This window comes from Alteribacter natronophilus, from assembly GCF_006007885.1.
Classification (GTDB): domain Bacteria; phylum Bacillota; class Bacilli; order Bacillales; family Salisediminibacteriaceae; genus Alteribacter; species Alteribacter natronophilus.
Genome location: NZ_VCRO01000005.1, coordinates 87744 through 103706, shown reverse-complemented (window position 1 = coordinate 103706; position 15963 = coordinate 87744). Strand labels below are relative to the sequence as shown.

At 49.1% G+C, this 15963-nt stretch carries 17 protein-coding genes; 16 read left to right on the top strand and 1 reads right to left on the bottom strand.

Going from position 1 to position 15963, the window contains the following annotated elements; genetic code table 11:
• The first annotated feature begins 426 nt into the window (after window positions 1-426).
• The 15 genes from FGB90_RS15635 (at window position 427) to FGB90_RS15565 (ending at window position 13993) form a co-directional block, all read left to right on the top strand.
• Window positions 427-909: a flavin reductase family protein gene (locus FGB90_RS15635; RefSeq protein WP_138811794.1), complete on the top strand. Its 483-nt coding sequence runs from the start codon at window positions 427-429 to the stop codon at window positions 907-909.
• Between the two features lie 13 nt (window positions 910-922).
• The gene (locus tag FGB90_RS15630) at window positions 923-2407 is read left to right on the top strand and encodes a 4-hydroxyphenylacetate 3-hydroxylase family protein (RefSeq protein ID WP_138811793.1); all 1485 of its coding nucleotides are present in this window, start codon (window positions 923-925) and stop codon (window positions 2405-2407) included.
• A 66-nt stretch (window positions 2408-2473) separates the two neighbouring features.
• Entirely contained in the window at window positions 2474-3223 is a 750-nt protein-coding gene (locus FGB90_RS15625; RefSeq protein WP_138811792.1) for an IclR family transcriptional regulator, read from the top strand.
• 46 nt (window positions 3224-3269) lie between these two features.
• Complete coding sequence (locus FGB90_RS15620) at window positions 3270-3827, top strand: 3-hydroxyanthranilate 3,4-dioxygenase (RefSeq protein WP_138811791.1); 558 nt, start codon at window positions 3270-3272, stop codon at window positions 3825-3827.
• The gene (locus FGB90_RS15615) at window positions 3824-4834 is read left to right on the top strand and encodes an amidohydrolase family protein (RefSeq protein ID WP_138811790.1); all 1011 of its coding nucleotides are present in this window, start codon (window positions 3824-3826) and stop codon (window positions 4832-4834) included. Before FGB90_RS15620 ends, FGB90_RS15615 begins: the two co-directional genes overlap by 4 nt.
• Complete coding sequence (locus FGB90_RS15610; RefSeq protein WP_138811939.1) at window positions 4827-5288, top strand: RidA family protein; 462 nt, start codon at window positions 4827-4829, stop codon at window positions 5286-5288. The genes FGB90_RS15615 and FGB90_RS15610 overlap by 8 nt, the downstream gene beginning before the upstream one ends.
• A 106-nt stretch (window positions 5289-5394) precedes the next feature.
• On the top strand, window positions 5395-6882 hold the full coding sequence (locus FGB90_RS15605) for an aldehyde dehydrogenase (protein WP_138811789.1): 1488 nt from the start codon (window positions 5395-5397) through the stop codon (window positions 6880-6882).
• A gap of 27 nt (window positions 6883-6909) precedes the next feature.
• Window positions 6910-7692 carry a 2-keto-4-pentenoate hydratase gene (locus FGB90_RS15600; RefSeq protein WP_138811788.1) on the top strand — a complete coding sequence of 261 codons (783 nt, stop codon included), beginning with the start codon at window positions 6910-6912 and terminating at the stop codon, window positions 7690-7692.
• 66 nt (window positions 7693-7758) lie between these two features.
• Window positions 7759-8673 carry an acetaldehyde dehydrogenase (acetylating) gene (locus FGB90_RS15595; RefSeq protein WP_138811787.1) on the top strand — a complete coding sequence of 305 codons (915 nt, stop codon included), beginning with the start codon at window positions 7759-7761 and terminating at the stop codon, window positions 8671-8673.
• The gene (dmpG, locus tag FGB90_RS15590) at window positions 8670-9689 is read left to right on the top strand and encodes a 4-hydroxy-2-oxovalerate aldolase (RefSeq protein ID WP_138811786.1); all 1020 of its coding nucleotides are present in this window, start codon (window positions 8670-8672) and stop codon (window positions 9687-9689) included. Before FGB90_RS15595 ends, dmpG begins: the two co-directional genes overlap by 4 nt.
• Window positions 9690-9702: 13 nt before the next feature.
• On the top strand, window positions 9703-10476 hold the full coding sequence (locus FGB90_RS15585; RefSeq protein ID WP_138811785.1) for a 2-keto-4-pentenoate hydratase: 774 nt from the start codon (window positions 9703-9705) through the stop codon (window positions 10474-10476).
• A gap of 92 nt (window positions 10477-10568) precedes the next feature.
• Entirely contained in the window at window positions 10569-11099 is a 531-nt protein-coding gene (locus tag FGB90_RS15580; RefSeq protein WP_138811784.1) for an FAD synthetase, read from the top strand.
• Window positions 11100-11174: 75 nt separating this feature from the next.
• On the top strand, window positions 11175-12197 hold the full coding sequence (locus tag FGB90_RS15575; protein WP_138811938.1) for a TRAP transporter substrate-binding protein: 1023 nt from the start codon (window positions 11175-11177) through the stop codon (window positions 12195-12197).
• Window positions 12198-12227: 30 nt separating this feature from the next.
• Window positions 12228-12716: a TRAP transporter small permease gene (locus tag FGB90_RS15570; RefSeq protein ID WP_246056210.1), complete on the top strand. Its 489-nt coding sequence runs from the start codon at window positions 12228-12230 to the stop codon at window positions 12714-12716.
• Window positions 12713-13993, top strand: coding sequence for a TRAP transporter large permease (locus FGB90_RS15565; protein WP_138811783.1), 1281 nt, complete (start codon window positions 12713-12715; stop codon window positions 13991-13993). The genes FGB90_RS15570 and FGB90_RS15565 overlap by 4 nt, the downstream gene beginning before the upstream one ends.
• A 156-nt stretch (window positions 13994-14149) precedes the next feature.
• Here the strand turns inward: FGB90_RS15565 and FGB90_RS15560 are convergent, their stop codons facing one another.
• Window positions 14150-15361, bottom strand: coding sequence for an MFS transporter (locus FGB90_RS15560; RefSeq protein WP_138811782.1), 1212 nt, complete (start codon window positions 15359-15361; stop codon window positions 14150-14152).
• Between the two features lie 196 nt (window positions 15362-15557).
• On the opposite strand from FGB90_RS15560, the gene FGB90_RS15555 reads away from it, so the two are divergent.
• Window positions 15558-15938, top strand: a complete 381-nt coding sequence (locus FGB90_RS15555) for an OsmC family protein (protein WP_138811781.1) — start codon at window positions 15558-15560, stop codon at window positions 15936-15938.
• Window positions 15939-15963 lie beyond the last annotated feature (25 nt).

The following is a 15963-nucleotide window of genomic DNA, read 5'->3' as shown; positions in this document are numbered from 1 at the left end:
GCGAACGCGCGACACTCCTGCGGGAAAAGCACCAACGGAAGACCCCGCAGGGCGGTTTTTCCGAGGAGGCTGCAGTGGTGCCCGCGGAAAGGGAGCGCAGTGAGCGAAAATCAACAACGAACTTTAACAGAGCCTACAAAAATACTCTGTTTCCCTGCAATCACAAATAGTTGTTGATACGACAAAAACAGAGAAGGTAAAATGAAGTTAATTCAAAATATTTTAAAATTTAAATCAATTTGACAGAATCCCTGACATAAATATTAATTTTTTTGTACGAATTTCAGAATATGAATTTTTTTAATTATTTAGAACATTGTGTAATCTATACTATGGTTAAATTCCGGTATCCAAAGATGAGAGATAATAAATCATTCTCATTCTGAAATGACACGGAACCGGCTGAGACTAACTGGAGGTGTTGGAATGGACGTACGTGAACTGAGAAACTGTTTCGGTCATTTTGCAACCGGTGTCACGGTTGTGACATGGAAAAAAGATGACCGGTATCACGGAATCACCGTGAACGCATTTACTTCCGTCTCTCTTGATCCCCCTTTACTGCTTGTATCCATCGATAAAAAGGCGAAAGCCTGCAGCATGCTGGAGGATCGTCCGTTTGTTGTGAACATTCTTTCGTCCGATCAGGAAAAGACGGCCTGGCAGTTTGCCGGCAAAGAGCAGGAAGGGTTCGAGGTTGAATGGGAGGAGACAGACACAGGCCCCCGGCTCAAAGGTGCGCTCGCCAATTTTGAATGTATGCCGTGGCAGCGTCATGAGGCGGGCGACCACATTCTTTACCTGGGTGAAATAAAGGAGTTTTCCTACGGTAATGGTGAACCGCTCATGTTCTGCAGAGGAAAGTTCCTGAACGATCAGATCAGAGAAAACCAGAGAGTAAACCAATAACGGAGGTAGTGCAATGGGAATCAGAACAGGAAACGAGTACATTAGCGCCATAAAGTCCAGGCAGCCGGAAGTCTGGATGGGCGGAGAGCGGATAACGGATGTTTATAATCATCCCGTGTTTCAGCAGCCGATTAAAGAAATTGCAAAGCTCTATGATCTCCAGCACGACCCGGAATACCAGGATCAGATTACCCATGTCTGCAGCGAGACGGGAGAGCGGGCAAACAACTCCTTTCTTCTGCCGAAGAGTGCGGAAGATATTCAGGCGCGAAGCCGGGCTTTTGAGGTGTATGCAAGAGCCACATTCGGTCTCATGGGGCGTACGCCTGATTTCCTGAATACAGTTGTCACGAATATGGCAGGCAACCCGGAGTTTCTGGATAAATACCACCCGGACTGGTCAGGAAACGTCATCAGCTACTACAACTATATAAAAAAGAACGACCTGTTTTTAACGCATGCCATTATTAACCCGCAGAACGACAGGAGCAAAGCTTCCTACGAACAGGAAGATATGTTTACACACCTTGGTGTGGTGAAGGAAACCGATGACGGGCTGATCGTCAGGGGAGCGAAAATGCTTGCCACACTGGCTCCGGTGACAGACGAAGTGATTATCTACTCGTTTCCGGGATTTGCGCCGGGCGATGAAAGATACGCACTCGCCTTTGCAGTTCCAGTGGACACTCCGGGACTTAAGCTCATCTGCCGCGAGCAGATGCAGGATGGCAAACGGTCTCTGTTCGATCACCCGCTTGCTTCAAGGTTCGAGGAAATGGATGCCGTGCTGGCTTTTGATGACGTGCTCGTACCATGGAACCGGGTCTTCATGTATAACAATGTGGAAGCAGGCAATCTGTTGTATTCAAAGACAGGCATTAACCAGCAGCCGGCTCACCAGTCAGGAGTCAGAGGGTATGTAAAGCTGGAATTTGCAACTGAAGTCGCCTGTAAACTGGCGGATTCAATCGGCGTTGATCAGTATCTCAATGTACAGACTGATCTGGGGGAACTCGTTCAGAATGTGGAAACGATCCGCTCACTGTTGAGAACTGCCGAACGGGAATACGAAACACTGCCTACAGGGGAAGTGAGACCGGCAGCTGCTCCTCTTGAAACGATCAGAGGAATGCTTCCGACCATGTATCCGCGGGCCATTGAAGTCATGCAGATTATCGGTGCAGGAGGACTTCTCATGTCTCCAACCGGCGCAGACTTTGAAAACGAGGAACTCCGATCCCACCTGGACAAATATTACGGCGGCCGTGCAGGGGTTTCTGCCGAAGAGAGAGTTCACATTTTCAAATTGGCGTGGGATCTCTGTGGAGAAGCGTTCGGGCAGCGTCTCCTTCAGTACGAACGCTATTATACAGGTGACCCGATCCGCAAGCGTGCCATTTTCTATAACCAGTATAAAAAGAAGCAGACGTTTTCCAACGTGAGGGATGCATTAAAAGGCTCACCGCCCTTGAAGACGAGAATGACTGAAACCAACTGAAAAATCAATGTCGAACGGTAGTCCGGGGGTTAAGTTCATATGTTCATACATTAAGGGGTGCGGGGAATGATATCGTCGGTTCAGAAGATTACGAGGATTTTAGACTGTTTTACCAATGAAAAACCGGTTCTCGGTAACAGGGAAATTGCAGAAATGCTCGGTATGAACGTGAGTACGGTTCATCATCTGGTAAAAACGCTCTGTGCAGAAGGCCTTCTTATTCAGGACAGCCGAAAGAAGTACAGGCTGGGGTGGAAGCTTCTTGAATGGAGCAACCATGTCATGTACCAGCAGGATATTTACAATGAGGCGATTCCTCTCGTGGAGGGGTTAATCAACAAGTATAACGGTACCGTCCATATTGGCATGTTTGATGCGGGTGAAGTCAGATTTGTGCTTAAAGTTTCTGCAAAAGATTCCGTTCCGGTCCCTACATTTGTCGGGTCCAGGAAGCCGGCCTACTGTACGAGCACAGGTAAAATCCTTTTATCCTACAATCCTTCCTACATTCAGCCTACGATATCAAAAGGATTGACACAGCGTGCAGCAAATACGATCACCTGTGTGAAAAAATTCAGGGCTGAGCTCAGGGAAATCCGTAAACAGGGGTACTCGATCAGTAACAACGAGAACGAGCTCGGACTGTACGGAATTGCAGCTCCTATTCAATCCTACACCGGTCAGACAGTTGCAGCGCTGAACATGGTGGGACCGGTCAGCTACATGGAGGGAAGCCGGCGTGATGAAATTATTCAGAACGTCAGGAAAACCGCCAGTTCAATCTCCAGGGACCTGGGTTATATTGATTCAATTTGAAAGCGGTTACAAAAATACTTTTCCAAAATCCAAGGAGGAATTTTAAATGGATCTGAAATCAAGAGCGTTTAACCTAATGCAGATGGTCGAGGAAAACAAGCACCTTCTAAAGCCGCCGGTAAACAATAAAGTGCTGTGGGAGGATTCCGAATTCATCGCCATGCTTCTGGGGGGCCCTAACCGCCGGAGAGATTTCCACATTGATCCTTCAGATGAATTTTTCTATCAGATGAAAGGCGACTGCTACGTGGAGTGCATTAACGATAAAGGTGAGCGTGAAGTGGTGACGGTAAAGGAAGGCGAGGTATTCATGCTTCCTGCTGATGTTCCTCATTCTCCGCACCGCGTGGCTGATACGTACGGCATCGTACTGGAAAGAAAACGTGCCAAAGGTGAGCTCGAGCACTTCGTCTGGTTCTGCGATAACTGCAACCATGAAATGCACAGAGCAACAGTGCAGCTGACCAATATTGAAACCCAGGTAAAAGCAGCGATTGAGGAATTTAATGGAAGCAGGGAACTTCGAACGTGCGATAAGTGTGGACACGTAATGCCTGAGGAAGTGGATGTCTGGCAGCCGGAAGAAGAGGGTGCTGTGAAATGAGAATAGACGCTCATACACACGTGATGCCACCGGACTTGCCTGATTTTCAGGAAAAGTACGGGCAGGACAGGTGGCCGGTTGTCGTGAAGACAAGCGAGTCAGAAGCAGACATCATGGTCTCCGGGAAGCTTTTCCGGAAGGTCACGGACCAGGTCTGGTCACCGGAGAAAATCATTGCGGATATGGACCGTGAAGGGATTGACATGCAGGTCGTCTCACCGATTCCGGTTACTTTTTCCTACTGGGCCCCGGTGGACCAGGCACTGGAGATGATTCAGCTCCAGAATAACTTCATTGGAAAAATGGTCAAAGACCGACCGAACCGTTTTATCGGTCTTGGCACCGTGCCGATGCAGGATCCAAAAGCCGCCATCAAAGAGATGGACCGCTGTGTCCATGAGCTGGGGCTGTCGGGGATTGAAATCGGCACGAATGTAAACGGGGAAAACCTTGATGCACCGGAATTTCTTGAGTTCTTTAAAAAAGCCGAGGAGTGGGATGTTCTCGTCTTCATCCATCCGTGGGAAACGATGGCGAAAGACCGGACGCCCCGGCACAATTTCATGTACACCGTAGGTATGCCGAGTGAGACCGCTCTCGCCGCAGCCAGTCTGATCTGGGGCGGTGTGGTGGAAAAATGTCCGAATCTCCGTTTCTGGTTTGCTCACGGGGCCGGTTCATTCCCTTACATTCTTCCGCGGCTGGACCAGGGCTGGCGGGTATGGCCCGACCTGCGGGTGACGGAAAAACCGCCAAGCGAGTACGTAAAAAACTTCTATTTTGATGCGCTGACCTATGACGAAAGAAATACAAGATATTTAATCGAAAAATTCGGTGAGGACCGGATTGTAATGGGATCCGACTATCCGTTTCTCCTGAAGGAATCACCTCCGGGTAAAACGATCGATCAGATGGAAGACCTGTCTGATGAAATAAAGGACAAGCTTCTTTACAAAAATGCCCTCCAGCTTCTTGGGGTAAAAGAGGGGCAGCTTGAAAATGGTTAATGAGACGCTGACACCGGAGGAGAAAATAGCCGAACTTGGTCTGGAGTTAAAACCGCCACGCCAGTCAGCGGGGAACTACATCAGCTGTGTCCGTACGGGCAATCTCATTTTTACCTCGGGCCAGGGAGTTGACGAATACCACGGAAAACTGGGAGACGACCTGTCTATAGATGAAGGCTACAAAGCGTCAAGACAGTCCATGTTAAATCTTCTGAGCGTACTCAAGCACGAGATCGGTGACCTGGGCAAAATCAGTCGGATTGTCAAACTGCTTGGTTTTGTGAACTCAACCGAAACATTTACCGGTCAGCCGAAAGTGATGAACGGGGCATCGGATCTTCTGAACGATGTTCTGGGTGAAAAAGGAAAACATGCCCGTTCGGCTGTGGGCATGGCCCAGCTGCCAAATGGTACGGCAATTGAAATTGAACTTGTTGTGGAAGTGGAGGACTGAGCAGTTCCCGCCCCTGAGAAAGCCGCTATCCTGAAGATCTGTCTGCAAGGAAGCGGCTTTCAGCGGGGTTTCCTGCGCAAGAATACCGCCTGAAAGGAAGATTACCATGCAGTCACGAGTCATGGAGCATGAAAGTCTTAACAAATATAAGCCTGTCAATTGCAGGCATTTTATCAACGGAGCATTTATGGATTCCCTGTCAGGAGAAACCGTCAGTAATATTAATCCGGCTACAGAAAAGGAGATAGGCAGAATTGCGGTCGGTGGTGAGGAGGAAGTGAATCTCGCCGCATCTGCAGCGAAAAAAGCATTGCAGGGACCATGGGGGAGGATGACTTCCTTTGAACGTTCCTCAGTTATCCGCAGAATCGGCGATCTGATCCTGGAAAACAGGGAAGAGCTCGCCTATCTGGAAGCCGTGGATACAGGCAAACCATACAGGCTCGCTCTTGAAATGGACATTACCCGTGCAGCCCACAATTTTTACTTTTTTGCTGATTACCTCACTTCCATGGGGACAGAAGCCTATCAGCAGGACCAGAAAGCCCTGCATTATGCAGTGAGAAGACCGGTTGGTGTCGTGGGGATGATCAATCCATGGAACCTTCCCCTGCTCCTGCTTACATGGAAACTGGCTCCGTGTCTGGCGGCCGGAAGCACGGCAGTCATGAAGCCTTCGGAATGGACCCCAATGACTGCGACAAAGCTGGCAGAACTCTGCAGTGAGGCGGGTATCCCTGATGGTGTCGTCAATCTTGTACATGGTTTTGGTCCGGGATCTGCAGGGGAAGCCATTACAACTCATCCTGATATAGACGCAGTCACGTTCACAGGTGATACAAAGACCGGTACGGCGATCATGCAGGCAGCGGCCCCTTCACTGAAAAAGCTGTCTTTTGAGCTGGGCGGGAAAAATCCTAACATCATATTTGCTGATTCAGACCTTGATGAGGTAATTGAAACCACGCTCAAATCCAGTTTTTTAAATCAGGGTCAGGTATGCCTGGCCGGTTCGAGAATTTACGTGGAGAGCAGAATCTATGACGAATTTCTTGAAAAATTCAGCCGTGCAGCAAAAGAAATGACGGTGGGAGATCCATTTGACGAACGTACTAATGTTGGCGCGCTCGTCAGCCGTGAGCATTACGAGCGCGTAAAGTACTATATCAATCTGGCCGGGGAAGAAGGAGGCACAATTATTACCGGGGGGACTGCAATGCCTGAGGGGCTTGAAGAAGGGTATTACGTCCAGCCAACCATCGTTACGGGACTGAAGCAGTCGGCCAGATGTGTTCAGGAAGAGATTTTCGGACCTGTGGTCACCGTTATTCCGTTTGATACAGAAGAGGAAGCTGTCGGTTTTGCAAATGATACCAGCTATGGGCTGGGCACCTCGATCTGGACAAACGACCTTCGAAAGGCCCACCGTGTGGCGCACCGGATCGAGGCAGGCATTATATGGATCAACACGTGGTACCTGAGAGATCTGCGGACCCCATTTGGAGGTATGAAAGAGAGCGGTGTCGGCCGGGAAGGCGGAGCCCACAGTTTCGAGTTTTACAGTGAACTGTCAAACGTCACGGTCAAACTATAGGACAGGGAAACGGAGTGGGGGCAATCTATGAACAGGAGTGTACAGGAACTTTCGGACGTTCTTCTTGAAGCCGAAAAGAAAAGAAATGGTGCTGCTCCGTTAACAGAACTGGAGCCGGACCTTACGATTAAGGACGCTTACCGCGTTCAGCTTGAAACGATCCAGCGGAAAACGGGTGAGGGGCGCAGGGTGGTCGGGAAGAAAATCGGCCTGACCTCTCTTGCCATGCAGAAACTGCTCGGTGTGGACGAGCCTGATTATGGACATCTGCTCGAGGACATGGAGTTTGAAAACGGCAGCACTATTCCGTTTGGCAGGCTCCTTCAGCCGAAAGCAGAAGGAGAAATTGCGTTCGTCATGAAAAAAAGCCTGAACAGACAGCATCTGACCATCGATGATGTCCTGGATGCAACGGATTATGTAGTGCCGGCCATTGAGATTGTGGACAGCCGGATCGGGGACTGGAAAATCAAACTGCAGGATACGATCGCGGACAACGCCTCGTGCGGCCTGTTTGTCCTGGGAAGTAAAGGATACAAGCCTGGAGAAATCGACCTTGAAAAAACAGAAATGAAGCTCTTTAAAAACGAAGAACTAATAAATTCCGGCACAGGCAGAGACGTGCTCGGTCACCCGGCAGCCTGCGTAGCCTGGCTCGGGGAAAAGCTTTACGAGTACGGTGCTTCGCTTCGTGAGGGGGACATCGTGCTGTCAGGAGCCCTCTCCGCTGCCGTTGATGTTCATCGAGGAGATTCGATCAGAGCGGTCTTCAGTGGACTCGGTGACGTGACCGTCTCCTTCAGTAATTGAAACCGTGTCTCCGGTAAACCGGCAGAAACGCTCTGACAGACAACAAAATACAAGGGGAGTGTCATTTTGGAAAAGGTTAAAGTCGGAATCATAGGATCCGGGAACATCGGAACCGATCTTCTGATGAAACTTATGCGCTCAAAAACACTGGAAGTAACAACAATGATCGGAATTGACCGTCACTCTGACGGGTTGAAACGGGCGAAAGCAAATGGCCTCAAAGTCATCGTAAACGGCATCGACGGATTTCTCGAAAGGCCGGAACTGGCGGACATCCTTTTTGATGCCACATCTGCAAAAGCTCATTTCAGGCATGTTGAAGCACTTGAAGGGATGGATAAACAGCTGATTGATTTAACACCTGCTGCAGCAGGGCCTTCGGTAGTTCCTTCTGTAAATATGAAAGATTACACCCGGGAAAGGTCTCTGAACCTGATTACATGCGGGGGGCAGGCGACGATCCCCATTGTGCACGCAGTAAACCGGGTAAGTCCGGTCGATTATGCAGAGATTGCAGCTACGATTGCAAGTAAAAGTGCCGGACCAGGTACAAGAGCCAATATTGATGAATTTACGATCACAACCCGCAAAGGAATTGAAAAGGTAGGCGGAGCGAAGAAAGGGAAAGCCATCATTATTTTAAACCCTGCCGAGCCTCCAATCATGATGCGGGATACGATCTACTGTGAGGTCGCTGAAGGCCGGATGAAAGAACAGGAGATTACTGACTCCATTTACAAAATGGTAAATGAAGTGCAGAAGTATGTACCGGGTTACCGTCTTCGCTCGGAACCTGTCTTTGACAAAAACGCGGTCACTGTCTTTGCTGAAGTGGAAGGAGCGGGAGATTACCTGGAAACCTACGCAGGCAACCTGGATATTATGACCGCTGCCGCTGTTAAAGTAGCAGAGGAGCTGGCTGAAATCAGGCTGGGAAAAGCTGCTGCCGGGTTTGCAGAGGCAGAGGGGAGGCACACATGAAAAAAAGAGATATTTTCGTAACAGAGGTTGCTCTCCGTGACGGAAGTCATGCCGTTGCCCATCAGTTTACAGCGGATCAGGTAAAAAGAGTGGCAAAGGGGCTGAATAAAGCCAACGTCCCCTATATCGAGGTGTCTCACGGGGACGGACTGGGCGGTTCATCTCTTCAGTACGGCAAATCGGCAGTTCATGAAATAGAACTGATAAGTGCTGCCGCTTCTGTCTGTGATAAGTCCACAATCTCAGTTCTGCTTCTTCCGGGAATCGGTACGGTTCATGAATTGCGGGACGCAGCACGTGAAGGAGCCGGTATGGTACGGGTTGCTACACACGTAACTGAGGCTGATGTCTCGAAGCAGCACATTTCCGCAGCAAAGGAACTTGGAATGGAGACAGTCGGTTTTCTCATGATGGCCCATATGGCACCTGTGGAAGAACTGGTGAAACAGGCCCAGTTAATGGAGAGTTACGGCGCTGACACCGTCTATGTAGTGGACTCGGCAGGTACACTGCTTCCACATGAGACAGCTGAACGCATCCGTGCACTCCGGCAGTCGCTTCACGCAGACATCGGGTTTCACGGGCACAACAATTTATCACTTGCCATGGCCAACACGCTCGCGGCGATTGAAGAAGGAGCAACAAGGGTCGATGGAAGCATCAGATGTCTGGGAGCCGGTGCGGGGAACACCCAGACCGAAGTTCTTATAGCCGTTCTGGATAAAATGGGCATCAGTACTGGGGTAGATCTCTACGAAATGATGGATCTTGCACAGGACGTCATTGCCCCAATTCTTCCAAAACCGCAGGAAATCGAGAAAGGAAGCCTGATTCTCGGATATGCAGGTGTCTACTCCAGTTTTCTCCTGCACTCGGAAAAGGCTGCCCGCAAATATAATCTGGACATTCGTGACATTCTCGTAGAACTCGGTAATCGTAAAGTGGTCGGGGGCCAGGAGGACATGATTGTGGATGTAGCAGCAGAACTTGCTAAAAAGAAGGAAGCGCTGATTTAGGAGGGACAATAGGATGAACTTGCAGGAGATTGCACGGCATATAGACTACCACCAGAAAAATGGAATCGAAATGGAAAAGGTTACGTTAAATTACCCTAGCCTCAAAGTGGACGATGCCTATGAAATTCAGAAAATATGTATAGATGAAGCAGGCAGCCGGGGCGAACGGCTTGTCGGATGGAAAATGGGGCTTACGAGCGCTGCCAAGCAGAAGATGGTAGGAGTGAATGAGGCCATATACGGCCGTCTCACATCAGTGATGGAAATGGATAGCCCTGAGCTTTCAATGAAAGGTTTAATACACCCTAAAGTGGAGCCTGAACTGGCTTTTATCCTGAAAAAGGATCTAAAAGGAGACCGGGTTCAGCCGCGGGACGTCTGGCTTGCAACGGAATGCATCGTCCCGGCCGTTGAGGTTATTGACAGCAGGTACAAAAATTTCTCATTTACGCTTGAGGATGTGGTGGCGGACAATGCCTCTTCCACCAAATTCCTTCTCGGAAATCAGGCTTTTTCGCCATACCACACGGAGTGGGACAAGCTCAAAGTAACGATCAGCCGCAATAATGAGCTTCAGCATGAGGGATACGGCAGGGACGTACTTGCTCATCCCGTCCGCTCAGTGGCTGAACTCGTCCGGATGCTGAGTAAGGAAGGGATCGGCCTGAAAGAAGGAATGGTGATTCTCACCGGCGGCGTTACCGAAGCCGTCAATGTCCAGGAGGGCGACACCATCAGGGTTGATTATGAAAACCTCGGAACCCTTGACATGACTGTTACGGAATAAAGTGCCCGCCTGCAGCGGAATAAAACAACAATCATTCCGAAAACAGCTTAGAGAAAAAATCGAAAAAGATTTTCAGCCGGAGGTAACTTGAGATGAAAGTATACGGAGGCAGTCCGGACCGAACAAAAGGGTGCATGATGGCAATAGGGGCTTTTGACGGTGTGCACCGCGGTCATCAGGAACTCATTGGAAAAATGGTCAGGAGCAGCAGGAAGCACCGGATCCCTAGTGCAGTATTTACTTTTGATCCTCCGCCTAAAGCCTTTTTCAGATCAGTAAAAGTCATTTCTCCACTTGAAGAGAAGATCAGGCGTATACAGTCACTTGGTGTTGACTATGTCATCGTTGCCAGGTTCTGTGAAGATTATATATCCCGGAGTGCTGCACAATTTCTCTGTGATCTGTCGGTTTTCAACCCGAAGGAGGTTCACGTGGGGCGTGATTTCAGGTTCGGCAGAAATCGTGAAGGAGACGTGGCAATGCTGAACCGGCAATTTTCAGTCTGTGAATGCCGAACCATCTTCTGTTCCCGTGGAACAACTATTTCTTCTACAAGGATCAGGGGGCTTCTGGAAGCAGGGAAGAATCAGGAAGCTGTGTCTCTCCTTGGGTGGCCTGTTTAAAGGTCAAACGCACTATGGAGTGTAAGGATGAAATTTTTTCCAAAAGCGACTATAGGGGGAATTATAGTGAAAGTGATGAAACGATTGTCTGCTTTCTTAATGCTGTCCGTTATGGCAGGGGCTTTAGGAGCGTGTGGAGATGCTGAGACCGATGCGGACTCAGGAAGTGCCGAGGGTGGCGGAGGTGATTCCGAAGAAACATATTCTTTTAAACTGGCTCATATCACTCCTACCTCACATATGTGGCACGAAGCTGCTGAAAGGTTCGGGGAGGAACTGGAAGAGATGTCTGACGGCCGGATGACACTTGAAATTTACCCGGCAAGCCAGCTCGGAACAGAAGGGGATATGGTTCAGCAGATCGAGGCCGGGTCCATCGATTTCGGTTTAATTACAGCAGCCTATTTAAGTTCCAGATCGAATGCTTTTTCCGCATGGTTTACACCTTACGCTTTTGAAACACTGGAAGAAGCCCACGAAGCCAGACAGTCGGACGTTGCAAAAGATATTCTTGGGACGCTTGAGGAACAGGGGCTGATCGGTCTTGATTACCTGTTTGCAGGGCAGCGGGTCATGCTGTTCAGAGACAGGGAGGTTCAGTCACCTGAAGATATGGAAGGCCTTACACTTCGTGTGACTCCAAGTCCTCCGCTCCAGGACTTCTACCGTTACACAGGAGCTGCATCAGAAGGTCTGCCTCTGCCGGAAGTTTATGCTGCTGTTCAGACTGGAGTTATTGACGGAATGGACATGGATCTGGATGCAACGATTACGAATAATTACCACGAAGTAGTCGATTATGGTGCGGTTACCAATCATATGGTATGGCCTTCGGTCGCTCTTGTTAATCAGGACTTGTTTGAAGGAATGACGGAGGGTGATCAGCAGATTATACGGGACGCTTTCGAAGCAGCTGCCGATCACGCCGTAACGACGAGATCCGCTCAGGAAGAGGATTTCAAACAGCAGCTTACGGACGCGGGAATGACCATTTATGAACTGGACAGTGAAGTGTTTGCCGAACAGATCGAGCAGTTCGATGAAAACTATGGACCGCAGGATCCGCTTATTCAGGAGTTTATCGATACTTTCAGATAAAGCACGGACAGGGGAAAGGGGAGTCATACAATGAATGTAATGAATGCGCTAAGTGACAGAGTTGCAAAATTTGAAAAGGGACTGGCCATTGTTCTTATCTTCCTGATGGCGTTGTTTTTAACGATTTCGGTGCTGTTCAGGCATTTCTTGAATGCTCCTCTTTCATGGGTAGGCGAAGTGTCCATCTTCTTTCTTGTCTGGATCAGTTTTGTTGGAGGAAGCCTGGGTTTGAAGTACAATGCCCAGGCTTCCGTTACTATTCTTGTTGATTATGTACCCCCGGCTGTCCGCAAGGCACTTCTGGCTGCAGCCAACGTGATCATTATTCTGTTTCTGATCGTCATGCTTTACTACAGCTTTACGTGGATTACGTCATCCAGTGTCGGCTTTCAGCGGGCCAATTCCATCAACATTCCGATGTGGATTCCCTATTCTGCTGTTCCGTTTGGTTTTACATGCGCTCTAATACATATTACCTCCAATCTGGTTAAGGTGTACAAGGAGGATGAAGCGAAATGACAACACTGTTAATTCTCCTTTTTTTCGTCTTTCTGTTAATTGGCATACCAATTTCATTAGTTTTGGGGATTACAACCATTCTTTATTTTATTCTCGTAGGGAATCCTGTTCTGCTGGATTCCACTCCGATGCGGCTGTTTTCAGGGCTGGATAACTTCGGACTTCTGGCAATTCCTCTTTTTATGCTAGCCGGAGAGATTATGAACGGAGGGGGAATTACGACCCGTCTCGTTAAATTTACGAGGGTCGTCATCGGGCATTTTCGAGGTGGACTCGCTTATGTTACGGTTCTTTCGAATATGTTCCTGGCGTCGATTCTGGGGTCCGCCAATGCCCAGGCTGCGATGATGAGTAAAGTCATGGTGCCGCAGATGGAGCGGGAGGGATATCAGCGTGATTTTTCGGCTGCACTTACATTGTCCTCGTCCATCGTCGCACCGATCATCCCGCCGAGTATGATCTTTATTATCTACGGTACACTTTCGGGAACATCGATTGGCGGGCTGTTTATTGCAGGAATCGTCCCCGGGATTATTTACGGACTTGGTTTTATAACACTGATTGCAGTTCTCGGCTACAGATTTAACTTTCCGAAAAGCGAGAGAGCTCCGTTTAAATCAATTCTTAAGGAATCGGTCAATGTCCTTCCTGCCCTGTCCGTTCCTTTTGTCATTGTATACGGGATTCTTAGCGGAGCTTTTACAGCGACCGAGTCAGCTGCGATCGCCTGCCTGCTGGCATACATGATCGGCACGTTCTGGTATAAGGAGCTGAAACTCAGGAAAGCGCCTTCCATTTTGTACAGTACGGTGGTGAGTACAGCAACAGTGACCTTTCTCATCGCCATGGCCAATATATTCGGGTGGATGATTGCATTCGAGCAGGTGCCTCAAATGATCGTAAATGGAATGCTTTCCATGACTGAAAACCCGATTGTCTTCCTGCTCATGCTGAATTTAATTCTCCTTCTGCTTGGCGCCATTCTTGATGGCATTGCTGCGCTCATTATACTGATTCCGGTGCTGATGCCGTTAGTCATTGCTTTTGAAATAGACCCGATTCATTTTGGGGTTATCGTCTGTATTAACCTGACGATCGGGTTACTGACCCCGCCGGTGGGCACGGGATTGTTTATCGTCTCCTCCATAGCCGAAGTCAGGTTTGAAAGTCTCGTAAAATCGATACTGCCGTTTCTCGGAATGGGGATCTTCATTCTCCTGATTATTACGTACTGGGAAGATGCGGTTATGTTTATTCCAAGACTCGTGGGATACTGATATTTCCAAAAAGCGTCCACCTGCAGTGGAATAAAACAACAATCTTTCCGAAAACAGCTTTACGAAAAGAGCGAAATAAAAACAGGTGCCCGTGGTCCGCTTGAACCCGGGCACCTGTTTATTTTACCGTTTCATCAAAGGAGATTCAGTCCGGCTTTATGCCGCTTCTGATGCTTCCTTTCCTGCTTTCCTGTTTGTAAAATCAAAGATAAAAGCGCCGGCAAGCATCACGACCAGAATTCCGCTGATAGAATAGTAGATCGCGCCGTCTCCGATCACTTCGATAAACCACCCGCCTGCACTCGGACCTGTCATACTCCCGAGAGCAAACATGACGCCCATCATGACGTTGCCTGTTGGCAGAAGTGCAGCAGGGAGGAGATCGGCCATGTAGGCAACCGCCAGGGAGAAAAGAGAGCCGAGCAGCATACCTGCAACAATGAAGCAGCCGAGCAGCAGCCACATGTTCGATTCCACAAAGCTCATCGTCACAAAGCTTGCGAGTCCGAGTGAAATGATGATTTTCAGAACTTTACTCCGGCCGATCCGGTCACTCAGGATTCCCAGTGGAATCTGGGTGATCAGGCTGCCGAAAACAAAGCTGGAGAGAAGTACCGCAGCCCATTCCAGTTCAATGCCGGTCCGCATGGCGTAGACCGGATAGTTGCCGTGGAGTGAGGCTTCCAGGTAGCCGAAGCAGAAGCTCGGCAGAAAGGCAAACCAGGCAAGCTGAAGTACTTTTTTGTAACGGGCCAGCGTGTTCATCTGTCCGGCAGTGCCAAGATCATTGTCCGGCCATTCGTTTCTGAGAAACAGGATAAACACCCAGGCGATCAGGCTTGATACGGATGCGATAATGAACGGCAGAAATTCATGTACGGCCAGAAGACTGGTCATGAGCGGACCGAGACCGAAGCCCATCCCGAACGCGAGTCCGTACATCGCGAGCTGCCGGCCCCGTTTTTCCTTCGATGAGGTTGTACTGATCCATACCTGGGTGGAGAAGTGAATCAGGTTATCGGCAATCCCCACGATGACACGAAGAATAAACCAGAACCAGAACGCCTGCCAGAACGGAAACAGCATGAGTGAGACAGTTAAAAGAATCAGTCCGGTAATAATGACCGGTTTGTAGCCGAACGTCCTGACCGGCCGTTCGATAAACGGTGAAATGAGGAGGATCCCGATATACAGGGCAGCAGCGTTCAGTCCGTTTGCCGAGGAAGAAACCCCGGCCTGTTCAAGCATAACGGCAAGGACCGGCAGCAGCATCCCCTGTGAGAAACCGGCAATAAGAACCATGCCGACCAGAACCCAGTACCTGAAAACCGGGTTATTTTCCCGGCTGTGATGCAATGACTCATTCATGGGGCAGGGCTCCTTTCTTTTAAGGTTTTATTTTAATTAGAGGGTTTGTATTTTATTTGGTTGTTTCAGCTCAAATTGCACACCTACTCATTGTAGAACCAACCGGCAAAAAAGCAAAGGGGTATTTTAGATGACGCACCAGCGGTAAAAAGGGTAGAATAAAGCATAACTTATAAAAGAATTAAGGTGATAAGAGATGAAATTTACAATGAAGGATCAGGCATTTGAAACAGAAACGGCATACGGAAAGCTTACAGTATCGGGAAATGAGGATTACGGGTTCCGCCCGTTCCAGCTGATGGTAAGTTCCATCGCCGTCTGCAGCGGCGGAGTGCTCCGCAAGGTCATGGAAAAACAGCGGATGACAGTGGAGGATATTACCATTGACGCAGAGGTGGAGCGGGAACCGGAAGAAGCGAACCGTCTCACAAAAATTACGCTTCACTACACGATTAAAGGAGAAAACCTTTCTGAAAAGCGGGTGGAAAAGGCTGTGCACCTTGCCCGTAAAAACTGCCCGATGGCTCAGACAGTTGAAGGCCGTGTGGAGATTGAAGAAACATTTACGCTCGTGTAAACGTACTTTCAGGGAAGGCGGTTAA

Excerpts from the sequence above, each read along its gene's own strand:
- FGB90_RS15625 (WP_138811792.1), top strand. The coding sequence starts at position 2,474 with ATGATATCGTCGGTTCAGAAGATTACGAGGATTTTAGACTGTTTTACC.
- dmpG (WP_138811786.1), top strand. The coding sequence starts at position 8,670 with ATGAAAAAAAGAGATATTTTCGTAACAGAGGTTGCTCTCCGTGACGGA.
- FGB90_RS15615 (WP_138811790.1), top strand. The coding sequence starts at position 3,824 with ATGAGAATAGACGCTCATACACACGTGATGCCACCGGACTTGCCTGAT.
- FGB90_RS15580 (WP_138811784.1), top strand. The coding sequence starts at position 10,569 with ATGAAAGTATACGGAGGCAGTCCGGACCGAACAAAAGGGTGCATGATG.
- FGB90_RS15600 (WP_138811788.1), top strand. The coding sequence starts at position 6,910 with ATGAACAGGAGTGTACAGGAACTTTCGGACGTTCTTCTTGAAGCCGAA.
- FGB90_RS15605 (WP_138811789.1), top strand. The coding sequence starts at position 5,395 with ATGCAGTCACGAGTCATGGAGCATGAAAGTCTTAACAAATATAAGCCT.
- FGB90_RS15560 (WP_138811782.1), bottom strand. The coding sequence starts at position 15,361 with ATGAATGAGTCATTGCATCACAGCCGGGAAAATAACCCGGTTTTCAGG.
- FGB90_RS15630 (WP_138811793.1), top strand. The coding sequence starts at position 923 with ATGGGAATCAGAACAGGAAACGAGTACATTAGCGCCATAAAGTCCAGG.
- FGB90_RS15570 (WP_246056210.1), top strand. The coding sequence starts at position 12,228 with ATGAATGTAATGAATGCGCTAAGTGACAGAGTTGCAAAATTTGAAAAG.
- FGB90_RS15620 (WP_138811791.1), top strand. The coding sequence starts at position 3,270 with ATGGATCTGAAATCAAGAGCGTTTAACCTAATGCAGATGGTCGAGGAA.
- FGB90_RS15610 (WP_138811939.1), top strand. The coding sequence starts at position 4,827 with ATGGTTAATGAGACGCTGACACCGGAGGAGAAAATAGCCGAACTTGGT.
- FGB90_RS15565 (WP_138811783.1), top strand. The coding sequence starts at position 12,713 with ATGACAACACTGTTAATTCTCCTTTTTTTCGTCTTTCTGTTAATTGGC.
- FGB90_RS15555 (WP_138811781.1), top strand. The coding sequence starts at position 15,558 with ATGAAATTTACAATGAAGGATCAGGCATTTGAAACAGAAACGGCATAC.
- FGB90_RS15585 (WP_138811785.1), top strand. The coding sequence starts at position 9,703 with ATGAACTTGCAGGAGATTGCACGGCATATAGACTACCACCAGAAAAAT.
- FGB90_RS15635 (WP_138811794.1), top strand. The coding sequence starts at position 427 with ATGGACGTACGTGAACTGAGAAACTGTTTCGGTCATTTTGCAACCGGT.
- FGB90_RS15575 (WP_138811938.1), top strand. The coding sequence starts at position 11,175 with ATGAAACGATTGTCTGCTTTCTTAATGCTGTCCGTTATGGCAGGGGCT.